This is a genomic window from Bradyrhizobium sp. SZCCHNR1051 (assembly GCF_032489615.1).
Classification (GTDB): domain Bacteria; phylum Pseudomonadota; class Alphaproteobacteria; order Rhizobiales; family Xanthobacteraceae; genus Bradyrhizobium.
Genome location: NZ_JAUEYJ010000023.1, coordinates 126,747 through 150,178, shown reverse-complemented (window position 1 = coordinate 150,178; position 23,432 = coordinate 126,747). Strand labels below are relative to the sequence as shown.

Below are 23,432 nucleotides of genomic sequence, written 5' to 3'. Positions count from 1 at the left end.
GGGGGGGATAGCCGGGCGGGTTGGGACACGGGTCTAAGCTGATGGGGACACCCGTATCAGACGCGGGACCGGTGCTGCAGCGCGTTCACGAGCCGACGTGGCGAGCCCTGGTGGATTCGGTTGGGCAAGGTGACCGTCGCGCCATCAATAGCCGCAGGCTCTGACCCGGCCGACGTAACGTCCGAACGCGTCGTACTGGGGCACCCAGTGGCAGTACCGATAACCGCCGTAGTAATAGCCGTCGTTGCTGGCGGCGATGGCGCTGCCGACGACAGCGGCGCCGACGAGGCCGGCTCCGACGCCCCAGCCCCAGCCGTGATGGAAGCCATGGGCCTCGGCAGGCGTGGAGGTCGCGGCGACGCCGCCGGTCACGGTCAGGGCGGCGAGGGTCAGGGCGGCAAGCTTGGTCTTGATGGACATGGAAGGCTCCTGTTTTCCGTTGGGCGGCCGGTGCTGGCCGTCTGTCAAATTGGACGGAGGCTTCTCGAAAGCGGTTCGAATCGCCCGAACAAGGCCGGGGCGGTTCAGAGATTCGTTTGAAAATCCAGTTAGATCATGATGCGATTCCACGGAATCGCATCATGATCTCATCTCTTTGTTTGAGCATGATCTTTCCGGAAAACCGGTTTCCACTTTTCCGGATCATGCTCTAGTTGGGCCCAATCCAACGGCTCGCCAGCGGGCCGCCGCCGAGCCCGTTCACGTCGAAGTTATCGATATCCTCGAGCAGCGCACAGAACGCCCGCGCGCCGTGGTCGAGCACGCGCTCGCCCTTCTCCGCCGACGCCTGCGTGGCATCGCCGACCGCACCGCTCGCATTCAGGTCCTGCGTCTGCCAGGCCATCGGCGCCGGCCGCTGCGTCGAGAGCACGCGATTGTTCTTCTCGATCTCAGCGCCAGATGACGCGAAGGCAGCGATGGCGTCGCCACGCACCAGCTCCGGATGACAGGCCTGCATGATCGAGGTCTCGACGGCGCCGCCATGGATGCCGTGCCGCAGCTCGTCGGAAGAAAACAGGCCGTCGGGCGCGCCGAAGCGCGACCACGATGTCGTCACCACCAGCATCCGAAAGGCGGCGCGCAGGTCCTGCGCGACCAGGGTCATCGCGGCGCTGTTGCCGCCATGGCTGGTGACGATCACGAGCTTCCTGATTCCCGCGCGGGCCACGCTGTCGCCGAGCGCTCGCCAGCTCCGCAGCGCGGTCTCGGTCGGCAAGGTCAGCGTGCCCGGATAATCGATATGCTCGGTGGAAATGCCGACCGGCTGCACCGGCAGGAAGGTGACCGGCAGTGCCGGCGGCAGCAGCGCGCGCACGCGGGCGAGATAGGCTTCCGCAATGTAAACATCTGTGCCGAGCGGCAGATGCGGTCCGTGCTGCTCGGTGGCCGCGAGCGGCAGCACTGCGATCCAGCGCGCCGCCTCGGACGTTCCGATCAAGGGCCAGTGCAGCTCGGTCCAGTCGCGGGGCGGGGTGGTCATCGTGCTGGCTGTTTCTTTCGTGCCTCGGGCAGGGTACTTATCGCCCGACCATAGCACTTCGAACGGCATCTTGGGCGAGACTAACCGGGGAATCCAATCATGACGCAGGGGCTTCTGTCGCGAACGTTAATGGCGGCTTTGCTCGTCGCGGGTGCGCTGGTCCCGGCGGCCCAGGCCCAGACCCTGGACAAGGTCTCGTTCGGCACCAACTGGGTCGCCGAGGCCGAGCATGGCGGCTTCTTCCAGGCGGTCGCCGACGGCACCTACAAGCGCTACGGTCTGGACGTGACGATCGTGCCGGGCGGTCCGAACGAGAACAACCGCATGCTGCTGATCTCCGGCAAGATCGATTTTTTCATGGCCGCGAACACGCTGATGTCGTTCGACGCGGTGGCCAACAACGTGCCGGTGGTGTCGATCGCCGCGATGTTCCAGAAGGATCCGCAGGTGTTCCTGACGCATCCGGAGTCCAGGATCACCAAGCTCGAAGAGCTGAAGCCGCTGACCCTGTTCGTCTCCAAGGAAGGCATCTCCAGCTACTATCAGTGGCTGAAGTCCGAATACGGCTTCTCGGAGAAGAACGTGCGTCCCTACACGTTCAATCCGCAGCCGTTCATCGCCACCGCGCAGAGCGCGATGCAGGGCTACGTGACATCAGAGCCGTTCGCGGTCGAGCGCGCCGCCGGCTTCAAGCCCGGCGTGATCCTGCTCGCAGACAACGGCTTCAACACCTATTCGACCCTGATCGAGACGCGGCGCGACCTGATCGAGAGCAAGCCGGACCTGGTGCAGCGTTTCGTCGATGCCTCGATCATCGGCTGGTACAATTACATCTACGGCGACAATTCCGCCGGCAATGCGCTGATCAAGAAGATGAACCCGGAGATGACCGACGACCTGCTGGCCTATTCGGTCGCCAAGATGAAGGAGTACGGCATCGTCGATTCCGGCGACAGCGTGGACAAGGGCATCGGCGCCATGACGGAGGAGCGCATCGCCAGCTTCTTCGACAAGATGGTGCGGGCCGGCGTGGTCAAGTCGACGATCGACTATCGCAAGTCCTATACGCTGCGTTTCGTCAACAAGGGCGTCGGCATCGATCTCCGGCCGAAGAAGTAGGACGCTTGAGCGGCGCTTTCAGCACATGAGTTCACCCCCTTCGTCCGAGCGCGCCGTTGCGACCGCGGTACGCCTGCGCGGCGTCACCAAGGTGTACGAGTCCGGCGTCGCCGCGCTGGGGCCGATCGATCTGACGATTTCCAAAGGCGAGTTCGTCTCGCTGCTCGGCCCCTCCGGCTGCGGCAAGTCGACGGCGCTGCGGTTGATCGCCGGGCTTGCGAGCCCGAGCGGCGGTACGGTCGACGTCGCGGCGTCCGCGTCCGAGACGCATCCGGGCCATCGCATCGGCTTCGTGTTCCAGGAGCCGACCTTGATGCCCTGGACCAGCGTGCGCGACAATGTCGGCTTGCCGTTGAAGCTTGCGCATGTCCCGGCCACGGAGGCACGGCCGCGGATCGATGCCGCCTTGGCGCAGGTCGGCCTGTCGGATTTTGCCGATGCATTCCCGCGCGAATTGTCCGGCGGCATGAAGATGCGCGCCTCGCTGGCGCGAGCGCTGGTGACACGGCCCGACATCCTGCTGATGGACGAGCCGTTCGCGGCCCTCGACGAGATCACGCGCTTCCGCCTCAACAACGACCTGCTGGCGCTGTGGCGCAGCCTGAACATGACCGTCCTGTTCGTCACCCATTCGGTGTTCGAGTCGGTCTACCTGTCGCAGCGCGTCCTGGTGATGACGGCGCGGCCCGGCCGGCTCAGCGCCGAGATCCGGATCGACGTCGACGCGCGCGATGATGCGTTCCGCGCCTCGCCGGATTACGCCGCATACTGCCGCCGCGTCTCGGACGCGTTGGCGCCGGCCTACACCGGAGTGCATGCGCTGTGAGCGGCGTACGAGAGCAGAGAACGTTCGTCGCGGCAGCGCGGCTGGCGAGCCTCGCCTTTCCGGCCTTGGTTTTCGTCGCAGCGATGACGGCGTGGGAGTTGGTGGTGCGCGTCAACGGCATCCAGCCTTATGTGCTGCCGGGGCCGCTGCTGATCCTGAAGACCTTGGTTGCCGACTGGGACATTCTGGCGCAGTCGCTGCTGACGACACTGGTCACCACGCTCGAAGGCTTCATCGCCGCCGCGCTCGGCGGCATCGCGCTGGCGCTGCTGTTCAACCAGTCGAGATGGCTGGAATGGGCGTTGTTTCCCTATGCCGTGGTGCTGCAGGTGACGCCGGTGATCGCGGTCGCGCCGCTGCTCCTGATCTATCTGCCGCAGCAGACCGCGGTGGTCGTGTGCGCCTGGATCGTCGGCTTCTTCCCCGTGCTGTCCAACACCGCGCTCGGGCTCAACTCGGTCGATCGCAATCTCGCCGGCCTGTTCCAGCTCTACGGCGCCTCGCGCTGGCAGACCTTGCGCCATCTGAAATTGCCCGCCGCTCTGCCCTATATTCTCGGCGGTCTGCGCATCGCCGGCGGCCTGTCGCTGATCGGCGCCGTCGTCGCCGAGATCGCCGCCGGCAGCGCCGGCGCGGGATCAGGCCTCGCCTATCGCATCGCAGAATCCGGCTATCGTCTCAACATACCCCGCATGTTCGCCGCGCTGGTGCTGCTGTCGGTCGCCGGGATTGTCATCTATGGCTTGCTGGCGCTAGTTTCGCACCTCGTTTTGCGGCGCTGGCACGAAAGTGCTCTTGGAAAGGACAACTGATGGCGGCCACTTCGTCTGACAAGATCGATGTTCTGATCTATGGGCCGCTGCGGCCGATCCTGGAAAAGGGTTTCCCGGACAGCTTCACCGTGCACCATGCGACGACACAGGCCGATCTCGAAGCGCTGCCAGCGGACGTGAAAGGGCGGATCCGCGGCGTCGCGGTGACCTTCCACACCGTGAAGACCGATGCCGCCGTGATGGCGATGCTGCCGAAGCTGGAGATGATCGCAAGCTTCGGCGTCGGCTATGACCACATCGCGGCCGCCCATGCCGGTCAGCACGGCATCATCGTCACCAACACGCCCGATGTCCTGACCGAGGAGGTCGCCGACGTCGCGATGGGCCTGTTGATCGCCACCTGCCGCGAGTTCATCAAGGCCGACCGCTTCGTGCGCTCCGGCGAGTGGACGTCGAAGCCCTATCCGCTCAGCGTCGGCTCGCTGCGCGACCGCACTGTCGGCATGGTCGGCATGGGCCGCATCGGCCAGGCGATCGCGCGCCGACTCGAAGCCTCGCTGGTCCCCGTCGTCTATCACTCGCGCAATCCGGCGGCCGGTGTCGCCAACAAGCACTATCCCGACCTGCTCGCGATGGCGAAGGACGTCGACACGCTCATCGTGATCGTGCCCGGCGGCGCCGGCACCAACAGGATCGTCAATGCCGAGGTGCTGAAGGCGCTCGGACCGCGCGGCGTCGTCGTCAACGTCGCCCGCGGCTCGGTGATCGACGAGCAGGCTTTGGTCGAGGCGCTGAAATCCGGCGCGATTCTCGCGGCCGGCCTCGACGTGTTCGAGAAGGAGCCGGCGGTGCCCGACGAGCTCAAGGCGATGGACAATGTCGTGCTGCTGCCACACATCGGCTCGGCTGCCATCGTAACGCGCAACGCGATGGATCAGCTGGTGGTCGACAATCTCAAGGTCTGGTTTGCCGGCAAGCCGCCGCTGACGCCCGTTCCGGAAACGCCGGTGAAAGGCCGCTGATGAAACGTTCGCTCCCAATGCTGATCGCGCTGCTGTCGTCAGTGGCGGGCGTCCCTGCCGTTGCGCAGGACGCCGCCGGCCTGAAGAAAGCGATGATCGGGCAGTGGGAGCTTGCGACCACTGAGCGCAGCAAGACCTGCGTCGTGACCTTGAAGCCGGACGCGGCGCCGCGTGGGCAGAAGCTCGAGCTGGAGCCGGGCTGCGCCGCCGCGCTGCCCTTCACCAAGGACATCGCCGGCTGGAACGTGAAGGGCCTCGACATCGTCAGTCTCCAGGCCGCCAATGGCGAGGCGGTGATCGACTTCACCGAGGTCGAGGCCGGCATCTTCGAGGGCCTGCGCCAGGGCGAAGGCGTCTACATCCTGCAGAACCTGGCGGCGGCGCGGTCGCTGGCGAAATCCATGGACCAGATGATCGGCGACTGGGCCATGGTCCGCGGCAATGGCGCCACGATCTGCAGCCTGGTGCTGACCAACAACGACGCCGGCCACGACAATTTCCAGGTGTTCGTGAAGCCGAAATGCGACGCCGCCATCGCAGCGTTCGCGCCGAGCCAGTGGCGGCTCGAGCACGGCCAGATGATGCTGATGTCGGATCGCGGCGAGACCTGGCGGTTCGAGGCGGACGACAATGCGCAGTGGCGGCTGGTGCCCGACAGCGCCAATCCGCTGATCATGCTCAGGCAGTAGGGCGAGACGCGCGCCGTTGAGCGCCCTTGCCGCGCGTCGGGCAAGCCTCTTCCGGCATCGGATTTGGTTAACGGTCGGTTACGTGCCTGTTCCACCAATTGGAACTTGTTGTTTACGCATCTTGCGTCTGATGGTTGCATTCCATCGAGGGGGCCCGTCATGCGTGAGTTGTTGCGCCGGTTCAACAGGTCGCTGCCGTCGTTCAGCCTCAACGACAAGATCTCTGCGGCTGCGGCCGCGTTCGCCGTCCTGGTGATGCTGTCGACACTGGGCGCGCTGTCGGCGCTGCGCGAGCAGCGCCTGTTCTACGACCGGCTCGAAGCGCTTTCCATTGCGGCCCGCAACATCGAGCGCACCAACGCGCTGATCTACGCGGTCGTGATGGAATCGCGCGGCATCTACATGTCGTTGGACCGCACCGTCGCGCGGCGCTACGCCGACTCGCAGCTTGCGAAGATTGCGCAGCTGAGCAAGGTGGTCGACGAATGGGAAAGCCGGGTCACCGATGACGACGCCGCGCTGTTCGCCCCGTTCAGGAAGCGGATCGATCAGTTCGTCGCATTCCGCACCGAGATGGCGCGGCAGACGATCTCGGTCGGATCGTCGGCGGCGCGCGAGCTCGGCGACAATGACGAGAATCGCGCGGTGCGCACCGCGCTCAACGAGGACCTCGAGAAATTGTCGCGGCTCTATGCCGACCGCACCCGCGAGCTCGGCGAGGCGGCCGACGCGCGCGGCATGGCCGCGTTCTATCTGGGCGCGCTCGGGGCGGTGATCATCGTGCTGATCGCGGCCGCGGCGCTGGCGCTGCGCTGGGGCGTGCTGATGCCGCTGCTGGACATCGCCCGCGTCACCGACCGCATCGCCGCCGGCCGCATCAAGCTCAAGATTCCCCATGCGCGGCGCCATGACGAGATCGGACGGGTCGCGCATGCGGTGGAGACTTTCCAGAACGGCGCCTTCCGGATTCAGGAGCTCGAGCAGCACGAGGTCGAGATCGAGCGCCAGCACGCCGACATCCTGCGCGAGCACGAGCGGCTGGAGCAGGGCGCGCTCAGCAACCAGCAGCGTCTGGATGCCGCGGTCGCCAACATGGCCCAGGGCCTGATCATGCTCGACAGCTTCGGCTACGTGCTGATGGTCAACGAGCAGTACCGCGAGCTGTACGGCGTTCCTGCCTCGGTTGCGAAGCCCGGTGCACATGTGCGCGAGATCCTCGCGCACCGCGCCAAGCTCGGCCTGCTGCGTGAGAAGCCGTCGGAGTTCCTCGCCGCGCTGCGGGAGCGCATGAAGGAGCGAAGGGCGGAGATCGTTGAGGTCGAGCTCGCCGACGGCCGCATCATCCGCATCTCGGAGCGGCCGATGGACGGCGGCGGCTGGATCGCGACGCACGAGGATTTCACCGCGCAGCGCCGTGCCGAGCGCAAGCTCGCGCGCGCCGAATATTTCCTCGCCGCATTGCTGGAGAACATCCCGCAGGCGGTGCTGGCCAAGGATGCGCAGTCGCTGCGCTACATGTTCGTCAATCGCGCCGCCGAGCGTCTGTTCGGCGTGCCTCGCACCGACATCATCGGCCGCACGCCGGGCGAACTGTTCTCCGCGCCGACCGGCGCAATCCTCGAGGAAGCCGCCCGCGAACAGCTCGCAGGGCGCGGCGACGATGAGCCGCGAGCCCATAGCATCCTCACACCCGGAAATGGTCCGCGCGACATCGTCGTGCGCCGGCTGCCGGTCTCGATCGGCGAGGGCGAGCCGAAATATCTGCTCAGCATCATCGAGGACCGCACGCAGGATCAGCGCGTGGCGGCATGATGCGCCACGTGGCAAGGCCTTGGATTGCCCTGCCTTGACGTCGCCTTGATCTGCATCAAGAACGGCCACGCCGGGCGGACTAGCGTGCCCGGAACGGAGGCCTGTCCATGATCCGACGTCTGGGGATTCCCTTTGCTACCCGCCTTGGCGCTGCGGCGCTGCTCACGCTCGCCGTCGTCGCGCCGGTGCATCAGGCTGCCGCGCAGGACGTGCTCGGCGGAGCGATCCTCGGCGGCGCCGGCGGAGCGATCCTGGGCGGCGCGATCGGCGGTGGCCGGGGCGCTGCGATCGGCGCCGTGATCGGGGCCGGCACCGGAGCTGCGATCGCGGCCGATGGCGAGCGCCGTCGTGGCGGTTATTATTCCTATCGCAATGGCTGCTATTTGCAACGCGGCGACGGGTCATGGGTCCGCGCACACCCGCGCTACTGCTACTAAGCCTTATCCGTCGGCCGAATTGGCCGCCTGGCGGCGCGATGAACGCGCGGCCGGTGGCTTGGTCGCGCGCTCCAGCGCGTGGATGACGCGCGGATCCTCGCAATGCGCGACGTTGAAGCGCATCATCGTCGCGGCGGATTGCGCCGCGCTGAAGACGTCGCCGGGCGCGAGCACCACATGTTCCTCGAGCGCGGCCTGGGCCACCTCGATCGCCGTGCAGCCGTCCGGCAACCTGCACCACAGATGAAAGCCGCCGCGCGGCATCAGCCAGGGCGCGATGCCAATGCGCTGCAGCCGTGCTGCCACGCGCGGCCGCGCCCGCGCAAGCCGAGCGCGCAGCTCCTCGATGTGCTTGCGGTAGCTGCCGCTGGTCAGCACCTGGGTCAGTGTCTCCGCGGCGAACTGTCCGGGGCCGCCGAAGCCGGTCGCGATCTGCAGATCGATCAGGGGCTCGATCCAGTCGGCGCGCGCGGCGATGTAGCCGCAGCGCACCGAGGCCGACAGCGTCTTGGAGAAGCTGCCGACCAGGATCACCCGCGTCAGCCCGTCGAGTGCGGCGAGCCGCGGCGACGGCTCGGGTTCGAAATCGCCGTAGATGTCGTCCTCGACGATGATCGTGTCATGCGCCGCCGCGGCGTTGAGCAGCCGGTGCGCCGTCTGCAGCGACAGCGTCGCGCCGGTCGGATTGTGCAGGCCGGAATTGGTGATGTAGAGCCGCGGGTGCTCGGCTGCGAGCATCGCCTCGAACCGCGCGACGTCGGGTCCGCCCGGCGTCATCGGCACGCTGACGATCCGCGCCTGATGCGCGCGCAGCAACGCCAGGAAATTGAAGTAGCAGGGATCGTCGACGAGCACGGCGTCGCCGGGACGCAGCAGCATGCGGCAGATCAGGTCGATCCCCTGCGTGCCGGACGAGGTCAGCACCAGCTGCTCGCTGAACGCGTCGATGCCGAGGCCGGCAAGGCGGCCCTGCAGCAGCCGTCGTAGCGCCGCCGATCCTCGCGCCGCGCCGTAGTCGCTCAGCACTGGGCCGCCGCCGCGCGCCAGCGCGCGGACCGCGCGCCGCAGCGCGTCCTGCGGCATCCACTCGGCCGGCAGCCAGCCGCAGCCGGGCGTCAGCGTTCCCGGCCCGGCGTCGAGCGACTGCCGCGACACCCAGAACGGATCGACCGCGCGCGGCCGGTGCGGCTCGCGATCGGCGAGGGCCAACGGCGGCAGCGCCGTGTCGGCGACATAGAAGCCGGAGCCGCGCCGGGCCCGAATGACCCCTTCGGCGGCGAGCCGGTCATAGGCCTCGACGACGGTGGCCGGCGAGACGCCCATTGCCGCGGCGAAGGCGCGGATCGACGGCAGGCGCTGGCCGACGTCGAGCGCGCGCGTCGCCAGACGCTGCCGGATCGCATCGACCACGGCGGTGGTCCGCGTGCCGTCTCGGCGGGACTCGAGCGTCCTTGATTCCAAAGTGTATTGCCTCCTGCATCAGTACAGAATGTCGAAATTGTATCGGTCTGTGACTGCCGCAACAAGCCCGATCCGGCTAAGGGATCTGCGAGGAGGAGCCGTGCATGAAGGGATCGATCGAAGGTTGGGGGAGCGGCATCGTCGGCATGACGATCTTCAGCGGCTCGCTGCCGGCCACGCGGGCGGCGCTGGAGGGTTTTGCGCCGCTGTTCCTGACGGGCGCACGCGCGACGCTCGCGGCCGTGCTGGCTGCGCTTTGTCTTTTGCTGTTGCGGCAGCCGCTGCCCGGCCGGCGTGATCTGGTGTCGCTCGGGATCGTATCGCTCGGTGTGGTCATCGGCTTTCCGCTGCTCACGGCGCTCGCGCTCCAGCACATCACCTCGGCCCATGCGATCGTGTTCGTCGGTCTGCTGCCGCTGTCGACCGCCTTGTTCGGCGTGCTGCGCGGCGGCGAGCGGCCGCGGCCGTTGTTCTGGCTGTTCGCAGCCCTTGGCGCTGCGGCGGTCTCGGGCTTCGCCCTGTCGCAGGACGGCGTCGCGGCGCCGATCGGCGATCTCGCCATGATCGCCGCGATCATCGTCTGCGGCCTGGGCTATGCCGAGGGCGCCATGCTCACGCGCCGGCTCGGCGGCTGGCAGGTGATCTCGTGGGCGCTGCTGTTGTCCGCACCGCTGATGCTGTCGATGGCGGTGCTGACGCTACCCGGCGCGTCACATGACATCACGGCCGCGGCGTGGCTGGGCCTCGCCTATGTCTCCGTCTTCAGCATGTTCATCGGCTTCGCCTTCTGGTACCGCGGGCTCGCGCGCGGCGGCACTGCGACGGTGGGCCAGCTGCAATTGCTGCAGCCCTTCCTCGGCCTCGGTTTCGCGAGCCTGCTGCTGCATGAGCCGGTGTCGGCCACGATGATCGCCGCAGCCGGAATCGTCGTCGTCTGTGTGGCGATGGCGCGCCGTTGGGCGTAAGCCGTCAGCGGCTATTTGCGGTGATAGAGTCCGGTGAAGCTGACGCCGGCACCGCCGCAATCATTGTTGTCCTCGACCAGCAAAAGCGCGCCGATGCGCTGCAGACGCACGCGGCACTCGTCGCCGGCATTCGGCCGATCGAACGGCGTGCTGCCGTCGTCGACGAAGGCGATGAGGCCGCCCTTGGGTTCTGCCGTCGCGCCGAGCGATCCGTTACGCAACTCGCGACCGGCCGGCAGCACCTGATCGCCTTCGATCCTGAGCCGGTTGCCGGCCGCTTTCTTGATCGTCAGTCCCCCTCCCGGATGCTCCCAGCTTCCGGCCCAGTCGGACATTGCCGGCGCGGCCATCGGCGCGACGGTGGTGAGGGCTGCGCGCGGCAGCCAGCCGGTGGTCCAGATCTGGGCCTTCGCACGCGGCGCCTGGTAGCTGACGCAGACGAAATCGCCGTGGGTCCTGCCGACCAGCACGAGGTCGTCGCCGACGAGGTACGCCTTCTTCCGGCAGGCGTCGGTCGCAGCGGGACAGCCTGCGGCCTTGAAGTCATCGTCATAGGGGCTCTTGACGAAATTCACGCGCGGCTGGCCGCTCACTTTGGCGACGACGAGCGGCCGCGCATCGTCCCAGCCGATGCCATTGCAATTGGCGGGATCGTTGGCGTCGTAGGCAGCCGCCGCCGTGACGGTCAGGACGCCGAGGATCAGTCCGATGAAGGCCGCGCGCATCCGTCATTCCTCTCCACGCTTCGCCAGCATTAGCCGACGTGGGAAGACGGCCGGTTCAACGCGCCCCGACGTTTCGTCTATCCCGCGGCGATCTTTTGGCGGCTCCGACCGCGGCACGCTGCATGCGTCGTCTCGTCGGCGTCGCGCCTTCACATCACCCCGATGCTCTTCAGGCTGGTGTGGCCGTTCTTGCCGACGATGATGTGATCGTGAACCGTGATGCCGAGCGGCTTGGCGATCTCCACGATCGTCTTGGTCATCCGGATGTCGGCCTGCGACGGCGTCGGATCGCCCGAAGGATGGTTGTGCACCAGGATGATCGCAGTGGCCGACAATTCGAGCGCGCGCTTGATCACCTCGCGCGGATAGACCGGCGTGTGATCGACGGTGCCGGTCTGCTGCACCTCGTCGGCGATCAGCTGGTTGCGCTTGTCGAGAAACAACAGCCTGAACTGCTCCTTGTCGGCGAACGCCATGCTGGTGCGGCAATAGGCGATGACGTCCTGCCATGACGCCAGCGCGTGCTTCTGCCGCACCTCGCCCTTGGCGATGCGGTGCGCGGCGGCGGCGATCAGCTTGAGCTGGGTGATCGAGGCGTCGCCGACGCCGTCGATCTCGCGCAGCCGCGGCTCCGGCGCGTGGATCACCTCGGCGAACGATCCGAACGTCTTCAGCAGCGCCTTCGCCAGCGGCTTGACGTCTCGCCGCGGCAGCGCGGCGAACAGCACCATCTCCAGCAGCTCGTAGTCGTTGAGCGCGTCGGGGCCGGCGCTGTGGAAGCGCTCGCGCAGCCGCTGCCGGTGGCCGTGATAGTGCGGCGTGTCCGGCGGCGTATCGTTGGGAGGAGGGGCTTTCTCGGGCATCGGCGTCAGCATGCCGTGATGCCGCATTTTTGCAACCTCGAAGTGCTCGCGCGCCGCAGGGCGCGCCTTGCTAGGCCGCGCGCCCGGTCAGCACGAGGATGAGGCCGATGATGAGCGGAAACGCTGTGGGGTGGAAGGTGAGCGCAACGCCGAAGGCGCGGCCCGCCGCGCCCCTGGCATAGCCGAGCCAGAACAGCAGCCGCCCGAGGCCGAACAGGATCACGAGCGTGAGCAGCACCGGACGACGTCCATCTCGTCCGGGCGATCCTGCTTATGGCTGCAGACTGCCGATGAAGGCTTCGATGCTGGCGAGGACCGGCCTCTGGTCGCCGGCGAACATCCAATGGTCGGCGCCGTCGAACTCGACGAAGCGCGCGCGGCGGATATGGCTGGCGAGATGCCGCCCGGCCCCGACGAGCACGGCGCGATCATGGCGACGGTGCAGCACCAGGGTCGGCGCAGAGACCCGGGCGAGCAGGTGGCGGACGTCCATATCCCTGAAGGCTTCGAGCAGGCCCTTGATGGCGCCGGGGCTGGATGCCGCGCGAAGCAGTCCGGCCCACCAGGCTCGCGCCTGGGGATCGCCGGCCAGGCTCGGTGCGAACGTCTCGATGCCCGCCGGTCCGCCCCATTCGGCCACGAGCTGTCGCAGCCAGATGCTGTACTGGCCGGCCTGCAGCGCATGCGGATAGTCTGATGTCGCGCTGCCCTTGGCGAGCGAGGCGAACAGGATCAGCCCGGCGACTCGCTCGGGATGGTCGGCCGCGAAGGTGATGCAGGCCGGCCCGCCCTCGGAGGCGCCGAGCAGCACCGTGCGCCGGCTGCCGGCGGCGTCGAGCACGGTCGCGATGTCGCGCGCCGTCGCCTCCACGCTCGGGCTGAAACCGACCCGGTCGGAGAGCCCGATGCCGCGGCGATCGAACAGGATCAGACGGCCGATTCTGGCGAGCGCGGACAGCAAGGCCCGACAGCGCGGCTCCTCCCAGATCCGCTCGACATGCGAGACGAAGCCGGGCAGCAGCAGAATGTCCAGCGGACCGGTGCCGTAGGTCTGATAGGCCAGATGAACGCCGTCGCCCAGGATATAGCGCGTCGGCGGCGCGCTCTCGCCTTGCGCCGCGACGCCCTGCGTCAGCAGCGCCAGCGTATCCGGTTCGGGGGAGACGCCGAGCTCGTCGCGCAGGCGCTGTGTCAGGGCGTCGAGATGACGCTCGGCGGCGGCGCGGTCGCCGGCCAGCAGCAGGCTGCGGATCAGGGCGCGGCCATAGACCTCGCTGAGCGGATCGAACGCGACGAGGCGCCGGGCGTGGGCCGCCGCCGCGGCATGGTCACCGGCCGCGCTGCGGTCCTGCACCAAGCGCTCCAGCGCCTGGACCGCCCGGCCGCGCAAGGCTTCGCGCCGGAAGAAGGCCCATTCCTCGAACTGCGGACAATCGCCGGGCGTGAAGCCGTCGAGGAAGTCACCTGCATAGAGGCGGCAGGCCAGCTCGAATTCGCCGCGGTCGCAGGCCGTTTCGAACAGCCCGGATTCGACCTCCAGCTCGACCGCGGCCGCCCACCGAATCGTCGCGCGATCGATGGTGAGGCAGCCGTCGCCGAGCGTGAGCTGGAGCCGGTGCAGCAGGCGCCGCAGCCGCGCCCGCGCCACCTCCTCGGAACTCTCGGGCCAGAGCATCGTCGCCAGAACGTCCCGCGCGACGCGGCCCTTGGCCTCCGCCAGATAGACCAGCAGAGCGAGGCCCTTGCGCAGCGACAGCGGGTATGGCTGGCCGTCGCGATGCAGCTCGGGAAAGCCGAATGTCCGGACGCGGAACTGAACCATTGTCGTGCGACCTGCATGGCTGCGTCCGGGGGACGCTCGGGGGACGGTCGATTGGTAAGGCTCAGGCTCGCGCGGGACGTGAACGATCCCAGGATCGGGCGTCTCGATCACGGCCATGCCGTCCTCGATGCAACAAGGAAACATTCATGTCCGGACGTCTCCTCATCATGCTCTACGCCATCACGAGCTATGCCGTCTTTCTTGGGTCGTTCGTCTGGGCGGTCGGTTTCGTCGGCAATTACAACTATCTCACGGCCAAGTCGATCGACGTGGGCGAGTCCAGCACCGTGACCGAGGCCGTCGTCGTCGACGTGCTGCTGCTGGCGCTGTTTGCGGCCCAGCACAGCGTGATGGCGCGTCCGGCCTTCAAACGGTGGTTCACGCGCATCATTCCGGCGGCGGCCGAGCGTAGCACCTATGTGCTGCTGTCCAGCGTGATCCTGCTGCTGCTGTTCTGGCAATGGCGTCCGATCCCGATCCCGGTCTGGCGCGTCGAGGGCGTCGCCGCGGCCGTGCTGACCGGCGTCCACTGGCTCGGCTGGCTCATCGCGCTCAGCTCGACCTACATGATCGATCATTTCGATCTGTTCGGCCTGCGGCAGGCCGTCCTCGCCCTCCGCGGCACCGATGCGACGGCGCAGCCGTTCAAGACCCCGCTGCTGTATCGCCTGGTGCGCCACCCGCTGATGCTGGGCTTCCTGCTCGCGTTCTGGGCCACGCCGGAGATGTCGGTCGGTCATTTGCTGTTCGCGGTCCTCAGCACGGCCTACATCCTGATCGGGCTGCAGCTCGAGGAGCGGGACCTGATTGTCGAGTTCGGCGAGAGCTATCGGCGCTACCGCCAGCGGGTGCCGATGCTGCTGCCGCGGCTGATCGGCGGCCGGCGCACCGAAGAGACCGAAACGTCAGCGCGTGGCATGCGCTAGCGGCCTCGATTGCCTGCTCCCTCTGCTCCGGCTTGGGCGATGCAGCGCCCACGTAGACGTGAATTGGTGCGGGGGACCTCAAGACCTATGTCGGGCTTGATTGCTGCGATGCAAAATCGCAGCTCGACAGCCTCCGTTCTCGTAAGGCCCTATGGCCTGCCGTTTCCGCCTGAGAGAGAGCCGCGTTGACCACCATCACGTCCGATTCCGGCGACTCGCTGTCGGCCTGGATCACGCTGTTATTGGCCTTTTCCTGCGGGCTGATCGTCGCCAACATCTATTACGCGCAGCCGTTGATCGGGCCGATCAGCGCCGACCTCGGGCTGCGGCCGCAGCTCGCGGGACTGCTGGTGACGATGAGCCAGATCGGCTACGGCGCAGGTCTCTTGTTCGTGGTGCCGCTCGGCGACCTCATCGAGAACCGCAAGCTCGTCATCACGACCATCATCGTCGGCGCCGCCGCACTCGGCTGTGCGGCCCTGGCGACGAGCCCATCGACATTCCTGCTCTCGGCGCTGCTGATCGGCTTCGGCTCGGTCGCGGTGCAGATCCTGATCCCGTATGCCGGCCATATGGCGCCGGAGGCGATCCGCGGCCGCACCGTCGGCAATGTCACCACCGGCCTGATGCTCGGCATCATGCTGGCACGGCCGCTCGCGAGCTTCGTCGCGGCCCATGCCTCCTGGCACGTCATCTATATGGCCTCGGCGCTCGCCATGCTGATCCTTGCCGTCGTGCTGCGCCTGGCCCTGCCGCCGCGTGAGCCGCAGGCGCGGCTGAGCTATGGCCAGCTGCTCGGCTCGATGGTCGAGCTCTATCGCGACACGCCGGCGCTGCGCCGCCGCGCGCTGTACCAGGCCGCGCTGTTCGGCGGCTTCAGCGTGTTCTGGACCACGTCCCCGCTGCTGCTGGCCGGGTCCGATTTCCGGATGTCGCAGACCGGCATCGCCCTGTTCGCGCTGGCCGGCGTCGCCGGCGCGATCATGGCGCCGGTCGCCGGCCGCATCGCCGACCGCGGCTGGACGCGTCCGGCGACGGTCGCATCGATGCTGCTGTGCGCGGTCGGCTTCGCGCTGACGCTGACGGTCCCGCTCGGAACGAATGGGTCGCTGGCCACGCTGGTGATCGCCGCCATCGCGATCGATTGCGGCGCGCAGCTCAGCCTCATTCTCGGCTATCGCGTGCTGTTCGTGCTCGGCGCAGGCCAGCGCAGCCGACTCAACGGGCTCTACATGACCACCTTCTTCGTCGCGGGCGCAGCAGGGTCGGGCCTTGGCGCGTGGGCCTATGCGCATGGCGGCTGGACGGCCGCCGCCGCATTCGGCATGGCGCTACCGCTCGCCGCGCTGGCCTATCAGTTCACCGAGCCGAATTGATCAGAACGGGCTGCGCCTCAGCCCGGGCACCAGCGCCGCCAGCCGGTCCTTGATCCACGGCGCCGGCGGCAGCTTGCCGGTGGGCATCTCGACCGCGGCGGCCGGGTTGCGGCCCACCGCGAGCGTCAGGGTCGCGAGATAATGGTCGCGCTCCTCCTTCACCGCGCAATGCGCGCGGTGATCGGGATCGGCCTCGGTCGCGACGCGGTCGTTGGCGTTGATGACGAGCCGCTGCTTAGGCCGTCCGGTGTAGTCGGGCACGTTGGTGTAGATGAACTCGTTCAGCGCCTCGGGAAAGAAGGTCTGTCCGGTCAACACCGTGGCCTCGTCGACAAACACCCTGAAGTGGATGTGGGTGGCGCGGCCGGCATACCAGCCGGGATAGATCGTCCTGAAGCCGGCCCAGCCGGCGGCATCGGCCATCTGGGTGCCGCGCAGGAACGTCTTGCCGCTCTGGTCGAGCTTGTGATTGTCGCTCTGGCCGGGATAGCCCGAATAGATGCCACGGGCGTCGCAGTGCCAGACGTCGACCCGTGCGCCCGGGATCGGTGCGCAGGAGCCGGCCTCGATGACGCGAAGGCGCAGCCTGAGCGGGACGCCCGGCCGGTCCTCGGCGATCTCGGCGCGCACCAGCTTGGGATCGAGATAATAGGGTCCCGACTCCGACTGCGGCGTCAGGATGCAGGCATCGTCGGCATTCGCCGATGCAGGAACTGTCTCCGACGCGGCGCGCGCCGGCGGCGTCAGCAGCGCTGCGCCCGCGGAGAGAAGGCCGAGAACGCCACGGCGTGTTGCGATGGTCAGAGCTGCCTCCCGCAATCGCATGCGATGGAGCCGGCAGTCGATCAGCCGGACATGGCAACAATCGGACGCCCTGCGACCATTCGTCCAGGGAGCCCGCTCACACCTGCGTCAGCGGCTTCTCGCCATGGCGCTCCGACAGCGTGAAGATCTCGACGCCATCGGCGGTGACGCCGACCGAATGCTCGAACTGCGCCGACAACGAGCGGTCCCGCGTCACCGCGGTCCAGCCGTCGGACAGGATCTTCACATGCGGCTTGCCGAGATTGATCATCGGCTCGATGGTGAAGAACATGCCGGGCTTGAGCAGCACGCCCTCTCCGGGCCGGCCGACATGGATGATGTTCGGCTCGTCGTGGAACAGCCGGCCGAGGCCATGGCCGCAGAAGTCGCGCACCACGCTCATGCTCTGCGGCTCGACGAAGCTCTGGATCGCATGGCCGATGTCGCCGGTGGTGGCGCCGGGCTTCACCGCGGCGATGCCGCGCATCATCGATTCGTAGGTGACCTCGATCAGCCGCTCGGCCTTGCGCGCGATCGGGCCGATCCCATACATGCGGCTAGAATCGCCGTACCAGCCGTCGACGATGAAGGTGACGTCGACATTGATGATGTCGCCTTCCTTCAGCGGCCGGTCGTTCGGCATGCCGTGGCAGACCACGTGGTTGATCGACGTGCAGGTCGAGTAGCGATAGCCGCGATACATCAGCGTCGCCGGATAGGCGCCGTGGCTGAAGGCGAAGTCGCGGACGAAATCGTCGATCCGCGAGGTCGGCACGCCCGGCTTGACGATGTCGGTGAGCGCATCGAGGCACCTCGACACCAGCGCGCCGGCCTTGCGCATGCCGGCAAAGCCGCTCGGGCCGTGCAGCTTGATCTGGCCGTTCTTGCGCGCAGTGGTGTCGGTCGCTTCGATATAGTTCATGGGCCTGTTTCGTTCTCAGGGGTGTCGCGGGGTGATCGCCTAATTTAATGATCGTGCCGGCCGGTGCAAGCCGGGTGTGCACGGCCGGATCTGCCGCCTAGCCGGTCGGCACCTCCAGCGTGGTCTCCACCGGCAGCGCACCGCCGCGAACGCGAAGCTCTCGCACCGGATACGGCACCCTGATGCCCTCGCGCTTGAATGCCTCCCACAGGGCCAGCATCACCTCGCTCTTGACGCTGTCCATGTAGCTGGGGTCGGCGATCCATGTGGTCAGCGAGAACTTCATGCCGGCCTCGGTGAACTCGGTCAGCAGGCAGTTCGGCGCCTTCGATTTCAAGGTGCGCGGCGTCTCGGCCGCGATCTCGGTGGCGAGCTTGCAGACGACCCGGGGATCGGCGTCGTAGTTGGTGCCGAAATTGACCTTCACCAGCGTGTTCTTGTCGGTGTAGGTCCAGTTGGTCACCTTCTGGGTGACAAGGTCCTCGTTCGGGATCAGGAACTCGCGGCCGTCGCCGGCGGCGACCGAGATGTAGCGCGTGTTCATCGCGCTGATGCGCCCCGAGCTGTCGCCGATGGTGACGAGATCGCCCGGCTTCACCGATTTGTCGGCCAGCAGGATGATGCCGGCGACGAAATTGGCGACGATGCGCTGCAGGCCGAGGCCGATACCGACACCGGCGGCGCCCGAGAAGATCGCGAGCGCCGACAGGTTGATGCCGACCGCGCTGATCGCAATCGCGACGCCGAGGATCATCAGGCCCATGCGGACCATCTTAATCAAGAGCACCTGGATGGACGGTGTCAGGTCGGTCGAGCGGGTGATGCGGCTCTCGACGAAATTGCTGGCGATGTTGGTCAGCCACAGCACCGCGAGCAGCAGCACGCCGAGCTTGATCACCAGCAGCGGCGTCAGCCTGAGGCCGCCGAGCACGACCGAGATGGAATCGAGCGCGTCGACCACGTTGTCGAGCTGGCCGATGATGCTGAGCGCGGCGACCAGCCAGGCCGAGATCGACACGATCTGCACGATGAAGGTGCTGCGGATCACCGAGGTGATCAGCCGGATCACGAGCCAAGCCAGCGCCAGCTTGAGCGCGACGGCGAGCAGGTAGCTGCGGCTCGGCCAGGTCCACAGCAACATGCCGGTGCGGGCGATCCGCATCAGGATCACGAACACGACCGTGGCGACGCTCTCCAGCAGCACCCGTAGCAGCTGCCGCAGCGGGCCCGGCCAGCCCATCGCCAGCGAGGTCATGTCGATGCGCGCGCGCACGGCGGCGCGTGCGGCAAAGGCAATGCCGGCGCCGCTCAGCACCAGCCCGAGTTGAAGGTAGAACCACGGCGAGGTGACCTCGGCGCCGATCGAGCGGCCAACGGTCTGCAGGAATTCGAGAACGTCTTTCAGGTCGAGGTCCATCAGCGGGGTCTCGGAGGGGAACAGTGGCGCGGGTTGGCGGGATCAGCGGGATTTAGTTCGTTTTCGTCACGGGCGATTGCCGCGAAATATACCCCGAACACGGCCAAGGATGGAAAAATGGGCATATCGCCGCGATAGGAGCAAATCCGGTTGGCGTGCAAGTGTGGCGACGATAAGGATGTAAAACTCGGATTCATCAGCGTTTTTTCATGACATCCCTCGACGCCGTCAGCATTGCCATCCTCCTCGGTGCGGTCCTCGTTATGGCCGGTATCCTGTCGAGCCTGCTGGCGCTGCGCTTCGGCGCACCGCTGCTGCTGGTGTTCCTGGTCATCGGTATGCTGGCGGGCGATTCCGGCCCTGGTCATATCGAATTTCAGGACGTCCGTACCACCTATCTGGTCGGCTCCGTCGCGCTGGCGCTGATCCTGTTCGACGGCGGCCTGCGCACGCGCTTCCAGAGCATCCGCACCGTGCTGGCGCCCTCGATGGTGCTCGCCACCGTGGGCGTGCTGATGACCGCGTTCATCACCGCGCCGGTGGCGAAATATTCCCTCGACCTCGGCTGGACCGAGGCGATGCTGGTCGGCGCCGTCATCGCCTCGACCGATGCCGCGGCCGTGTTCCTGCTGGTGCACGCCCAAGGCCTGCGGCTGCGCCCGCGCGTCGGCGCCACGCTGGAGGCGGAGTCCGGCAGCAACGATCCGTTCGCGGTGTTCCTCACGCTGATGCTGGTCGAGCTGATCTCGGTCGGTCAGGGCTCGTTCGGACATTTCGCATTCGAGCTGGTCCGCGAAGCGGTGCTCGGCACGCTGTTCGGCATCGTCGGCGGCCGCCTCGTCGTCATCGGCCTCAACCGGGTGGCGCTGCCGCAGGGCCTGCACGCGCCGTTCGTGACCACGGCCGCTTTGGTCATCTTCGGCATGGCGCAGATCGCCCACGGCTCCGGCTTCCTCGCCGTCTATCTCGCCGGCCTCATCGTCGGCAACCGGCCGACCCGCGCGCACAACTCTGTCGTCACCTTCCTCGATGCCGCGACCTGGCTCGCCCAGATCGTGATGTTCGTGCTGCTCGGGCTGCTGGTGTCGCCGCAGCGGCTGCTCGACAGCCTGCTGCCGGCGATCGCTGTTGCGCTGATGCTGATGCTGGTGGCGCGACCTGTCGCGGTGTTTCTCTGCCTCTATCCGTTCCGCTTCAACTGGCGGGAGAAGGCGTTCATCGCCTGGACCGGCCTGCGCGGCGCGGTCGCGATCTTCCTCGCCTCGATCCCGCTGCTGGTCGGGCTGTCCAAGGCCTATCTCTATTTCGACGTCGCGTTCGTGGTCGTGATCATCTCGCTGCTCGCGCAGGGCTGGACGCTCGGCGTGGCCGCACGCAAGCTGCACGTGGCGCTGCCGCGCACCGATCGGGGCCCACGCCGCATCGAGCTCGATCTGCCCGGCCAGCTCGAGCAGCAGCTGGTCGGCTATTCGATCCGCTCCAAGAGCCTGTACTTCCGCCGCGGCCTGATCCCGTCCTGGTCGAAGCCGACGCTGGTGATCCGCAACGAGCAGATTCTGTCGCCGCCCGAGGCCGAGCCGATCGCGCCGGGCGACTATCTCTATCTGCTGGCACCGCCGGAAAAGGCCGAGTCGCTCGACCGTTTCTTCGTCGACATGCCGCCGTCGGCGGCGCCCGACCCGCATCTGCTCGGCGACTTCATGGTCTCGGCCGAGCATACGCTCGACGAGGTCGCCGGCATCTATGGCGTCAAGCTCGACGAGGGCGAGGACAAGCTGACGCTCGCCGACTATTTCGACATTCACCTCGACAACGCGCCGAGGGAAGGCGCGACCGTGGCGCTCGATACCATCGTGCTGGTCGCTCGCTCGATCTCCGGCGGCCGCGTCAACGTGGTCGGCCTGCGCCTGCCGGAGGACGAGGAGGATGTGCCGGTGCTGACGCGCAAGGAGCGGATGAAGCGCAGGCTGGCCAGTGTCTGGTCGTCGGTCGCGGGGGTGTGAGCGTCATTCTGCCGCCGGCAGGACGGCGATCGAGATCGTATTCTCCGGCGCGCCGCTGACCTGCAGCACGAAGGGCTGCGATCCCAGCTCGTACTTCATGGTCTTGCGGATGCCGTCGCAATCGGTGGCGCCGCTGAAGCCGGCCGGCTTGAGGATCTTGCCGTCCTGCACGACGTCGATCCAGGCCGCGGCTGATAGGCTGATCGTGTACACGCCGGCTTTGGGCGCCGCGGTAATCCGCGCGAGGCCGGCGAAAGTGCCGTCCTTGGGCGCGCGTTCCGGCGGCACCGCCAGCTTGGCCTCAGCCGCCGGACGCAGCTCCAGCACGATGCCGGTCGCAGGGATGGTGGCGACCTCCACACCCGATGCGAGCTTCTCGCGGTCGGCTGCGGTCAGGGCGGCACGCTCGCGCGCGATGTCCCATTTGAACTTGTCGCAGCCGCTCGGCTCGGCGGCGAGCGCGACCGTGCTGGCGGCCAGCGTGAGGAGGAGGGCAGTCACGGCGGGACGGATCAGGATCATGACGGACTCGCTACCGTTACGCCGCGCAGCAACCCGCGGCATTTCGATACCGCGATAACAGGAGGTGGAGGGACCGTCATCCCCTTCGATCGTCGCGCTCACGGTGCGAGCGCCGTCATCCGAGAGCGATCCAGCCGCTCCTGCGACTCCTTCGTCGTGTCGGCTTTCGGTCGCATCAATTCTTGGCGTCCGGCGCATGCAGCACCGCCCGGCAGCCAGGCGGCAGCTGCGCCATCGTGATCGGTTGCGGCGGCTTGGGCGGCTCTTTCGGCGGCGGCGGATGCAGCACCGCGTCCGAGAACCAATAGTCGAGGTCGCCGCAGCCGTCGCCGCCCTCCTGGTCGGTCTGGCCATGACAGTCCGGGTTGCCCGGCGGGCACACCATGCGGATGTGGAAATGATAGTCGTGACCCCACCACGGTCGCACCTTGGTGAGCCAGCTGCGGTCCCCCCTAGCGTCACGGCACAGCGCCTTCTTGATCGCAGCGTTGACGAAGATGCGTTGCACCGACCGCTCCTGCGCGGCGGTGCGGATCACGGCGAGGTGGCCCTTCGTGAACACGCGCGGATCGACGTCGAGGCGATCGGGCCGCACCATCATGACCGCCGACATCTCCTCGCGCTCGTTGCGCGACAGCCGATGGTCGGGCATGGGCGTCAGCCAGATGTCGGCGTCGAGCCCGATCTGATGGCTGGCATGGCCGCTCAGCGCTGGCCCGCCGCGCGGCTGGCTGATGTCGCCGACCAGGATGCCGGGCCAGCCGGCATCCTTGTGCGCGCGGGTCGCCAGCCGTTTCAGCAGCGCGATCAGGTTGGGATGGCCGAAATTGCGGTTGCGCGACAGCCGCATCACCTGCCAGCCCTCGCCATTGATCGGCATTCGCTCGGCGCCGGCGATGCAGCCGCGATTATAGGTTCCAATCACCTTGGTCGGTTGCGCCGACGGCAGGATCCTGCGGGCGAACAGCTCCTTGGCCGGTGTATCCGGATCGTCCGGATGCGCCAAGGGCGGCAGAGCCTTCGGCTCGACGCTGCCCTTGTCCTGGGCATGGGCCGGAGCCGTCGCGGCAATGACGGCCGAACTGATGATGGCGACCAGAATCAGGCGGACATGCATGGAGCGAGTGTAGCGGCTGCCGACCGGTCGAGATGCCCAATTCTGCGTCAACGTCAGGCATTCGAGCCACTTTAACCTGATTTTAACCCTGCTGCCGGATTGGCGGAACAGGCTGAACACGGCTCAATTGCGTGAGTTCGTTCGGTAAATGAACACCACGTGCGGGGCCATTGCACGGTATGCGGGTCTTTTTTGGTCTGCGGCAACCGACGTCACTTATCGCTGGTTGTACCGCAGCCCTTGGTTGATCCTCCGCGCAAGTCTCAGCTCTCCAAATACGCGAGTGCGTCTGCCTGTTCCCGTAACCAGTGGCTGTCGTGCCCCGCATCAAGATACCATTTTTTCAGAAAC

At 67.1% G+C, this 23,432-nt stretch carries 23 protein-coding genes; 11 read left to right on the top strand and 12 right to left on the bottom strand.

Features of this window, described 5'->3' with window-relative positions; translation table 11 throughout:
* Positions 1–144 precede the first annotated feature (144 nt).
* Positions 145–420 (bottom strand): hypothetical protein, encoded by a 276-nt coding sequence (locus tag QW868_RS26435; RefSeq protein WP_315774068.1) that lies wholly within the window; start codon positions 418–420, stop codon positions 145–147.
* Between the two features lie 229 nt (positions 421–649).
* Positions 650–1,480: a creatininase family protein gene (locus QW868_RS26430; RefSeq protein ID WP_315774066.1), complete on the bottom strand. Its 831-nt coding sequence runs from the start codon at positions 1,478–1,480 to the stop codon at positions 650–652.
* Between the two features lie 99 nt (positions 1,481–1,579).
* Here QW868_RS26430 and QW868_RS26425 point away from each other — a divergent pair, with 99 nt between their 5' ends.
* From QW868_RS26425 to QW868_RS26395, 7 genes are all read left to right on the top strand, one after another.
* Positions 1,580–2,599: an ABC transporter substrate-binding protein gene (locus tag QW868_RS26425; RefSeq protein ID WP_410051327.1), complete on the top strand. Its 1,020-nt coding sequence runs from the start codon at positions 1,580–1,582 to the stop codon at positions 2,597–2,599.
* A gap of 25 nt (positions 2,600–2,624) precedes the next feature.
* A complete protein-coding gene (locus tag QW868_RS26420) occupies positions 2,625–3,425 on the top strand; it encodes an ABC transporter ATP-binding protein (RefSeq protein ID WP_315753889.1) in 801 nt (266 codons plus the stop codon).
* An 83-nt stretch (positions 3,426–3,508) separates the two neighbouring features.
* Positions 3,509–4,237, top strand: coding sequence for an ABC transporter permease (locus QW868_RS26415; protein ID WP_410051328.1), 729 nt, complete (start codon positions 3,509–3,511; stop codon positions 4,235–4,237).
* Positions 4,237–5,220 carry a 2-hydroxyacid dehydrogenase gene (locus tag QW868_RS26410; RefSeq protein ID WP_315753887.1) on the top strand — a complete coding sequence of 328 codons (984 nt, stop codon included), beginning with the start codon at positions 4,237–4,239 and terminating at the stop codon, positions 5,218–5,220. Before QW868_RS26415 ends, QW868_RS26410 begins: the two co-directional genes overlap by 1 nt.
* 92 nt (positions 5,221–5,312) lie before the next feature.
* The gene (locus QW868_RS26405) at positions 5,313–5,909 is read left to right on the top strand and encodes an AprI/Inh family metalloprotease inhibitor (RefSeq protein WP_315774075.1); all 597 of its coding nucleotides are present in this window, start codon (positions 5,313–5,315) and stop codon (positions 5,907–5,909) included.
* Between the two features lie 159 nt (positions 5,910–6,068).
* Positions 6,069–7,721: a PAS-domain containing protein gene (locus QW868_RS26400; RefSeq protein WP_316231895.1), complete on the top strand. Its 1,653-nt coding sequence runs from the start codon at positions 6,069–6,071 to the stop codon at positions 7,719–7,721.
* A gap of 107 nt (positions 7,722–7,828) precedes the next feature.
* Positions 7,829–8,158: a hypothetical protein gene (locus QW868_RS26395; protein ID WP_315715302.1), complete on the top strand. Its 330-nt coding sequence runs from the start codon at positions 7,829–7,831 to the stop codon at positions 8,156–8,158.
* Between the two features lie 3 nt (positions 8,159–8,161).
* On the opposite strand, the gene QW868_RS26390 is transcribed toward QW868_RS26395, so the two are convergent.
* Positions 8,162–9,568 carry a PLP-dependent aminotransferase family protein gene (locus QW868_RS26390; RefSeq protein WP_316231894.1) on the bottom strand — a complete coding sequence of 469 codons (1,407 nt, stop codon included), beginning with the start codon at positions 9,566–9,568 and terminating at the stop codon, positions 8,162–8,164.
* A gap of 155 nt (positions 9,569–9,723) precedes the next feature.
* Here QW868_RS26390 and QW868_RS26385 point away from each other — a divergent pair, with 155 nt between their 5' ends.
* Complete coding sequence (locus QW868_RS26385; RefSeq protein WP_315753878.1) at positions 9,724–10,584, top strand: DMT family transporter; 861 nt, start codon at positions 9,724–9,726, stop codon at positions 10,582–10,584.
* A gap of 11 nt (positions 10,585–10,595) precedes the next feature.
* On the opposite strand, the gene QW868_RS26380 is transcribed toward QW868_RS26385, so the two are convergent.
* From QW868_RS26380 to QW868_RS26365, 4 genes are all read right to left on the bottom strand, one after another.
* The gene (locus QW868_RS26380; RefSeq protein ID WP_316231893.1) at positions 10,596–11,309 is read right to left on the bottom strand and encodes a hypothetical protein; all 714 of its coding nucleotides are present in this window, start codon (positions 11,307–11,309) and stop codon (positions 10,596–10,598) included.
* 149 nt (positions 11,310–11,458) lie between these two features.
* The gene (gene radC / locus QW868_RS26375) at positions 11,459–12,172 is read right to left on the bottom strand and encodes a RadC family protein (protein ID WP_316231902.1); all 714 of its coding nucleotides are present in this window, start codon (positions 12,170–12,172) and stop codon (positions 11,459–11,461) included.
* Between the two features lie 70 nt (positions 12,173–12,242).
* Positions 12,243–12,410: a hypothetical protein gene (locus tag QW868_RS26370; protein WP_316231892.1), complete on the bottom strand. Its 168-nt coding sequence runs from the start codon at positions 12,408–12,410 to the stop codon at positions 12,243–12,245.
* A gap of 33 nt (positions 12,411–12,443) precedes the next feature.
* The gene (locus tag QW868_RS26365) at positions 12,444–13,994 is read right to left on the bottom strand and encodes an alpha/beta fold hydrolase (protein ID WP_316231891.1); all 1,551 of its coding nucleotides are present in this window, start codon (positions 13,992–13,994) and stop codon (positions 12,444–12,446) included.
* A 146-nt stretch (positions 13,995–14,140) separates the two neighbouring features.
* On the opposite strand from QW868_RS26365, the gene mddA reads away from it, so the two are divergent.
* Complete coding sequence (gene mddA / locus QW868_RS26360) at positions 14,141–14,920, top strand: methanethiol S-methyltransferase (RefSeq protein ID WP_316177513.1); 780 nt, start codon at positions 14,141–14,143, stop codon at positions 14,918–14,920.
* 185 nt (positions 14,921–15,105) lie between these two features.
* Positions 15,106–16,296: an MFS transporter gene (locus QW868_RS26355; protein ID WP_316231890.1), complete on the top strand. Its 1,191-nt coding sequence runs from the start codon at positions 15,106–15,108 to the stop codon at positions 16,294–16,296.
* Here the strand turns inward: QW868_RS26355 and QW868_RS26350 are convergent, their stop codons facing one another.
* The 3 genes from QW868_RS26350 to QW868_RS26340 all read right to left on the bottom strand — a co-directional run bounded on the left by QW868_RS26350 (position 16,297) and on the right by QW868_RS26340 (position 19,439).
* Entirely contained in the window at positions 16,297–17,100 is an 804-nt protein-coding gene (locus QW868_RS26350) for an intradiol ring-cleavage dioxygenase (RefSeq protein ID WP_316231901.1), read from the bottom strand.
* A 97-nt stretch (positions 17,101–17,197) separates the two neighbouring features.
* Positions 17,198–18,022, bottom strand: a complete 825-nt coding sequence (gene map / locus QW868_RS26345) for a type I methionyl aminopeptidase (RefSeq protein WP_315773590.1) — start codon at positions 18,020–18,022, stop codon at positions 17,198–17,200.
* Between the two features lie 97 nt (positions 18,023–18,119).
* Positions 18,120–19,439 (bottom strand): mechanosensitive ion channel family protein, encoded by a 1,320-nt coding sequence (locus QW868_RS26340; RefSeq protein ID WP_315735015.1) that lies wholly within the window; start codon positions 19,437–19,439, stop codon positions 18,120–18,122.
* A 209-nt stretch (positions 19,440–19,648) separates the two neighbouring features.
* Between QW868_RS26340 and QW868_RS26335 the strand changes: the two genes are divergently transcribed.
* The gene (locus QW868_RS26335; protein WP_316231889.1) at positions 19,649–21,442 is read left to right on the top strand and encodes a potassium/proton antiporter; all 1,794 of its coding nucleotides are present in this window, start codon (positions 19,649–19,651) and stop codon (positions 21,440–21,442) included.
* Between the two features lie 3 nt (positions 21,443–21,445).
* Here the strand turns inward: QW868_RS26335 and QW868_RS26330 are convergent, their stop codons facing one another.
* Both QW868_RS26330 and mepA read right to left on the bottom strand, forming a co-directional pair.
* The gene (locus QW868_RS26330) at positions 21,446–21,964 is read right to left on the bottom strand and encodes a hypothetical protein (protein WP_316231888.1); all 519 of its coding nucleotides are present in this window, start codon (positions 21,962–21,964) and stop codon (positions 21,446–21,448) included.
* Between the two features lie 175 nt (positions 21,965–22,139).
* Positions 22,140–23,081 (bottom strand): penicillin-insensitive murein endopeptidase, encoded by a 942-nt coding sequence (mepA, locus tag QW868_RS26325; protein WP_315735718.1) that lies wholly within the window; start codon positions 23,079–23,081, stop codon positions 22,140–22,142.
* Between the last annotated feature and the right edge of the window lie 351 nt (positions 23,082–23,432).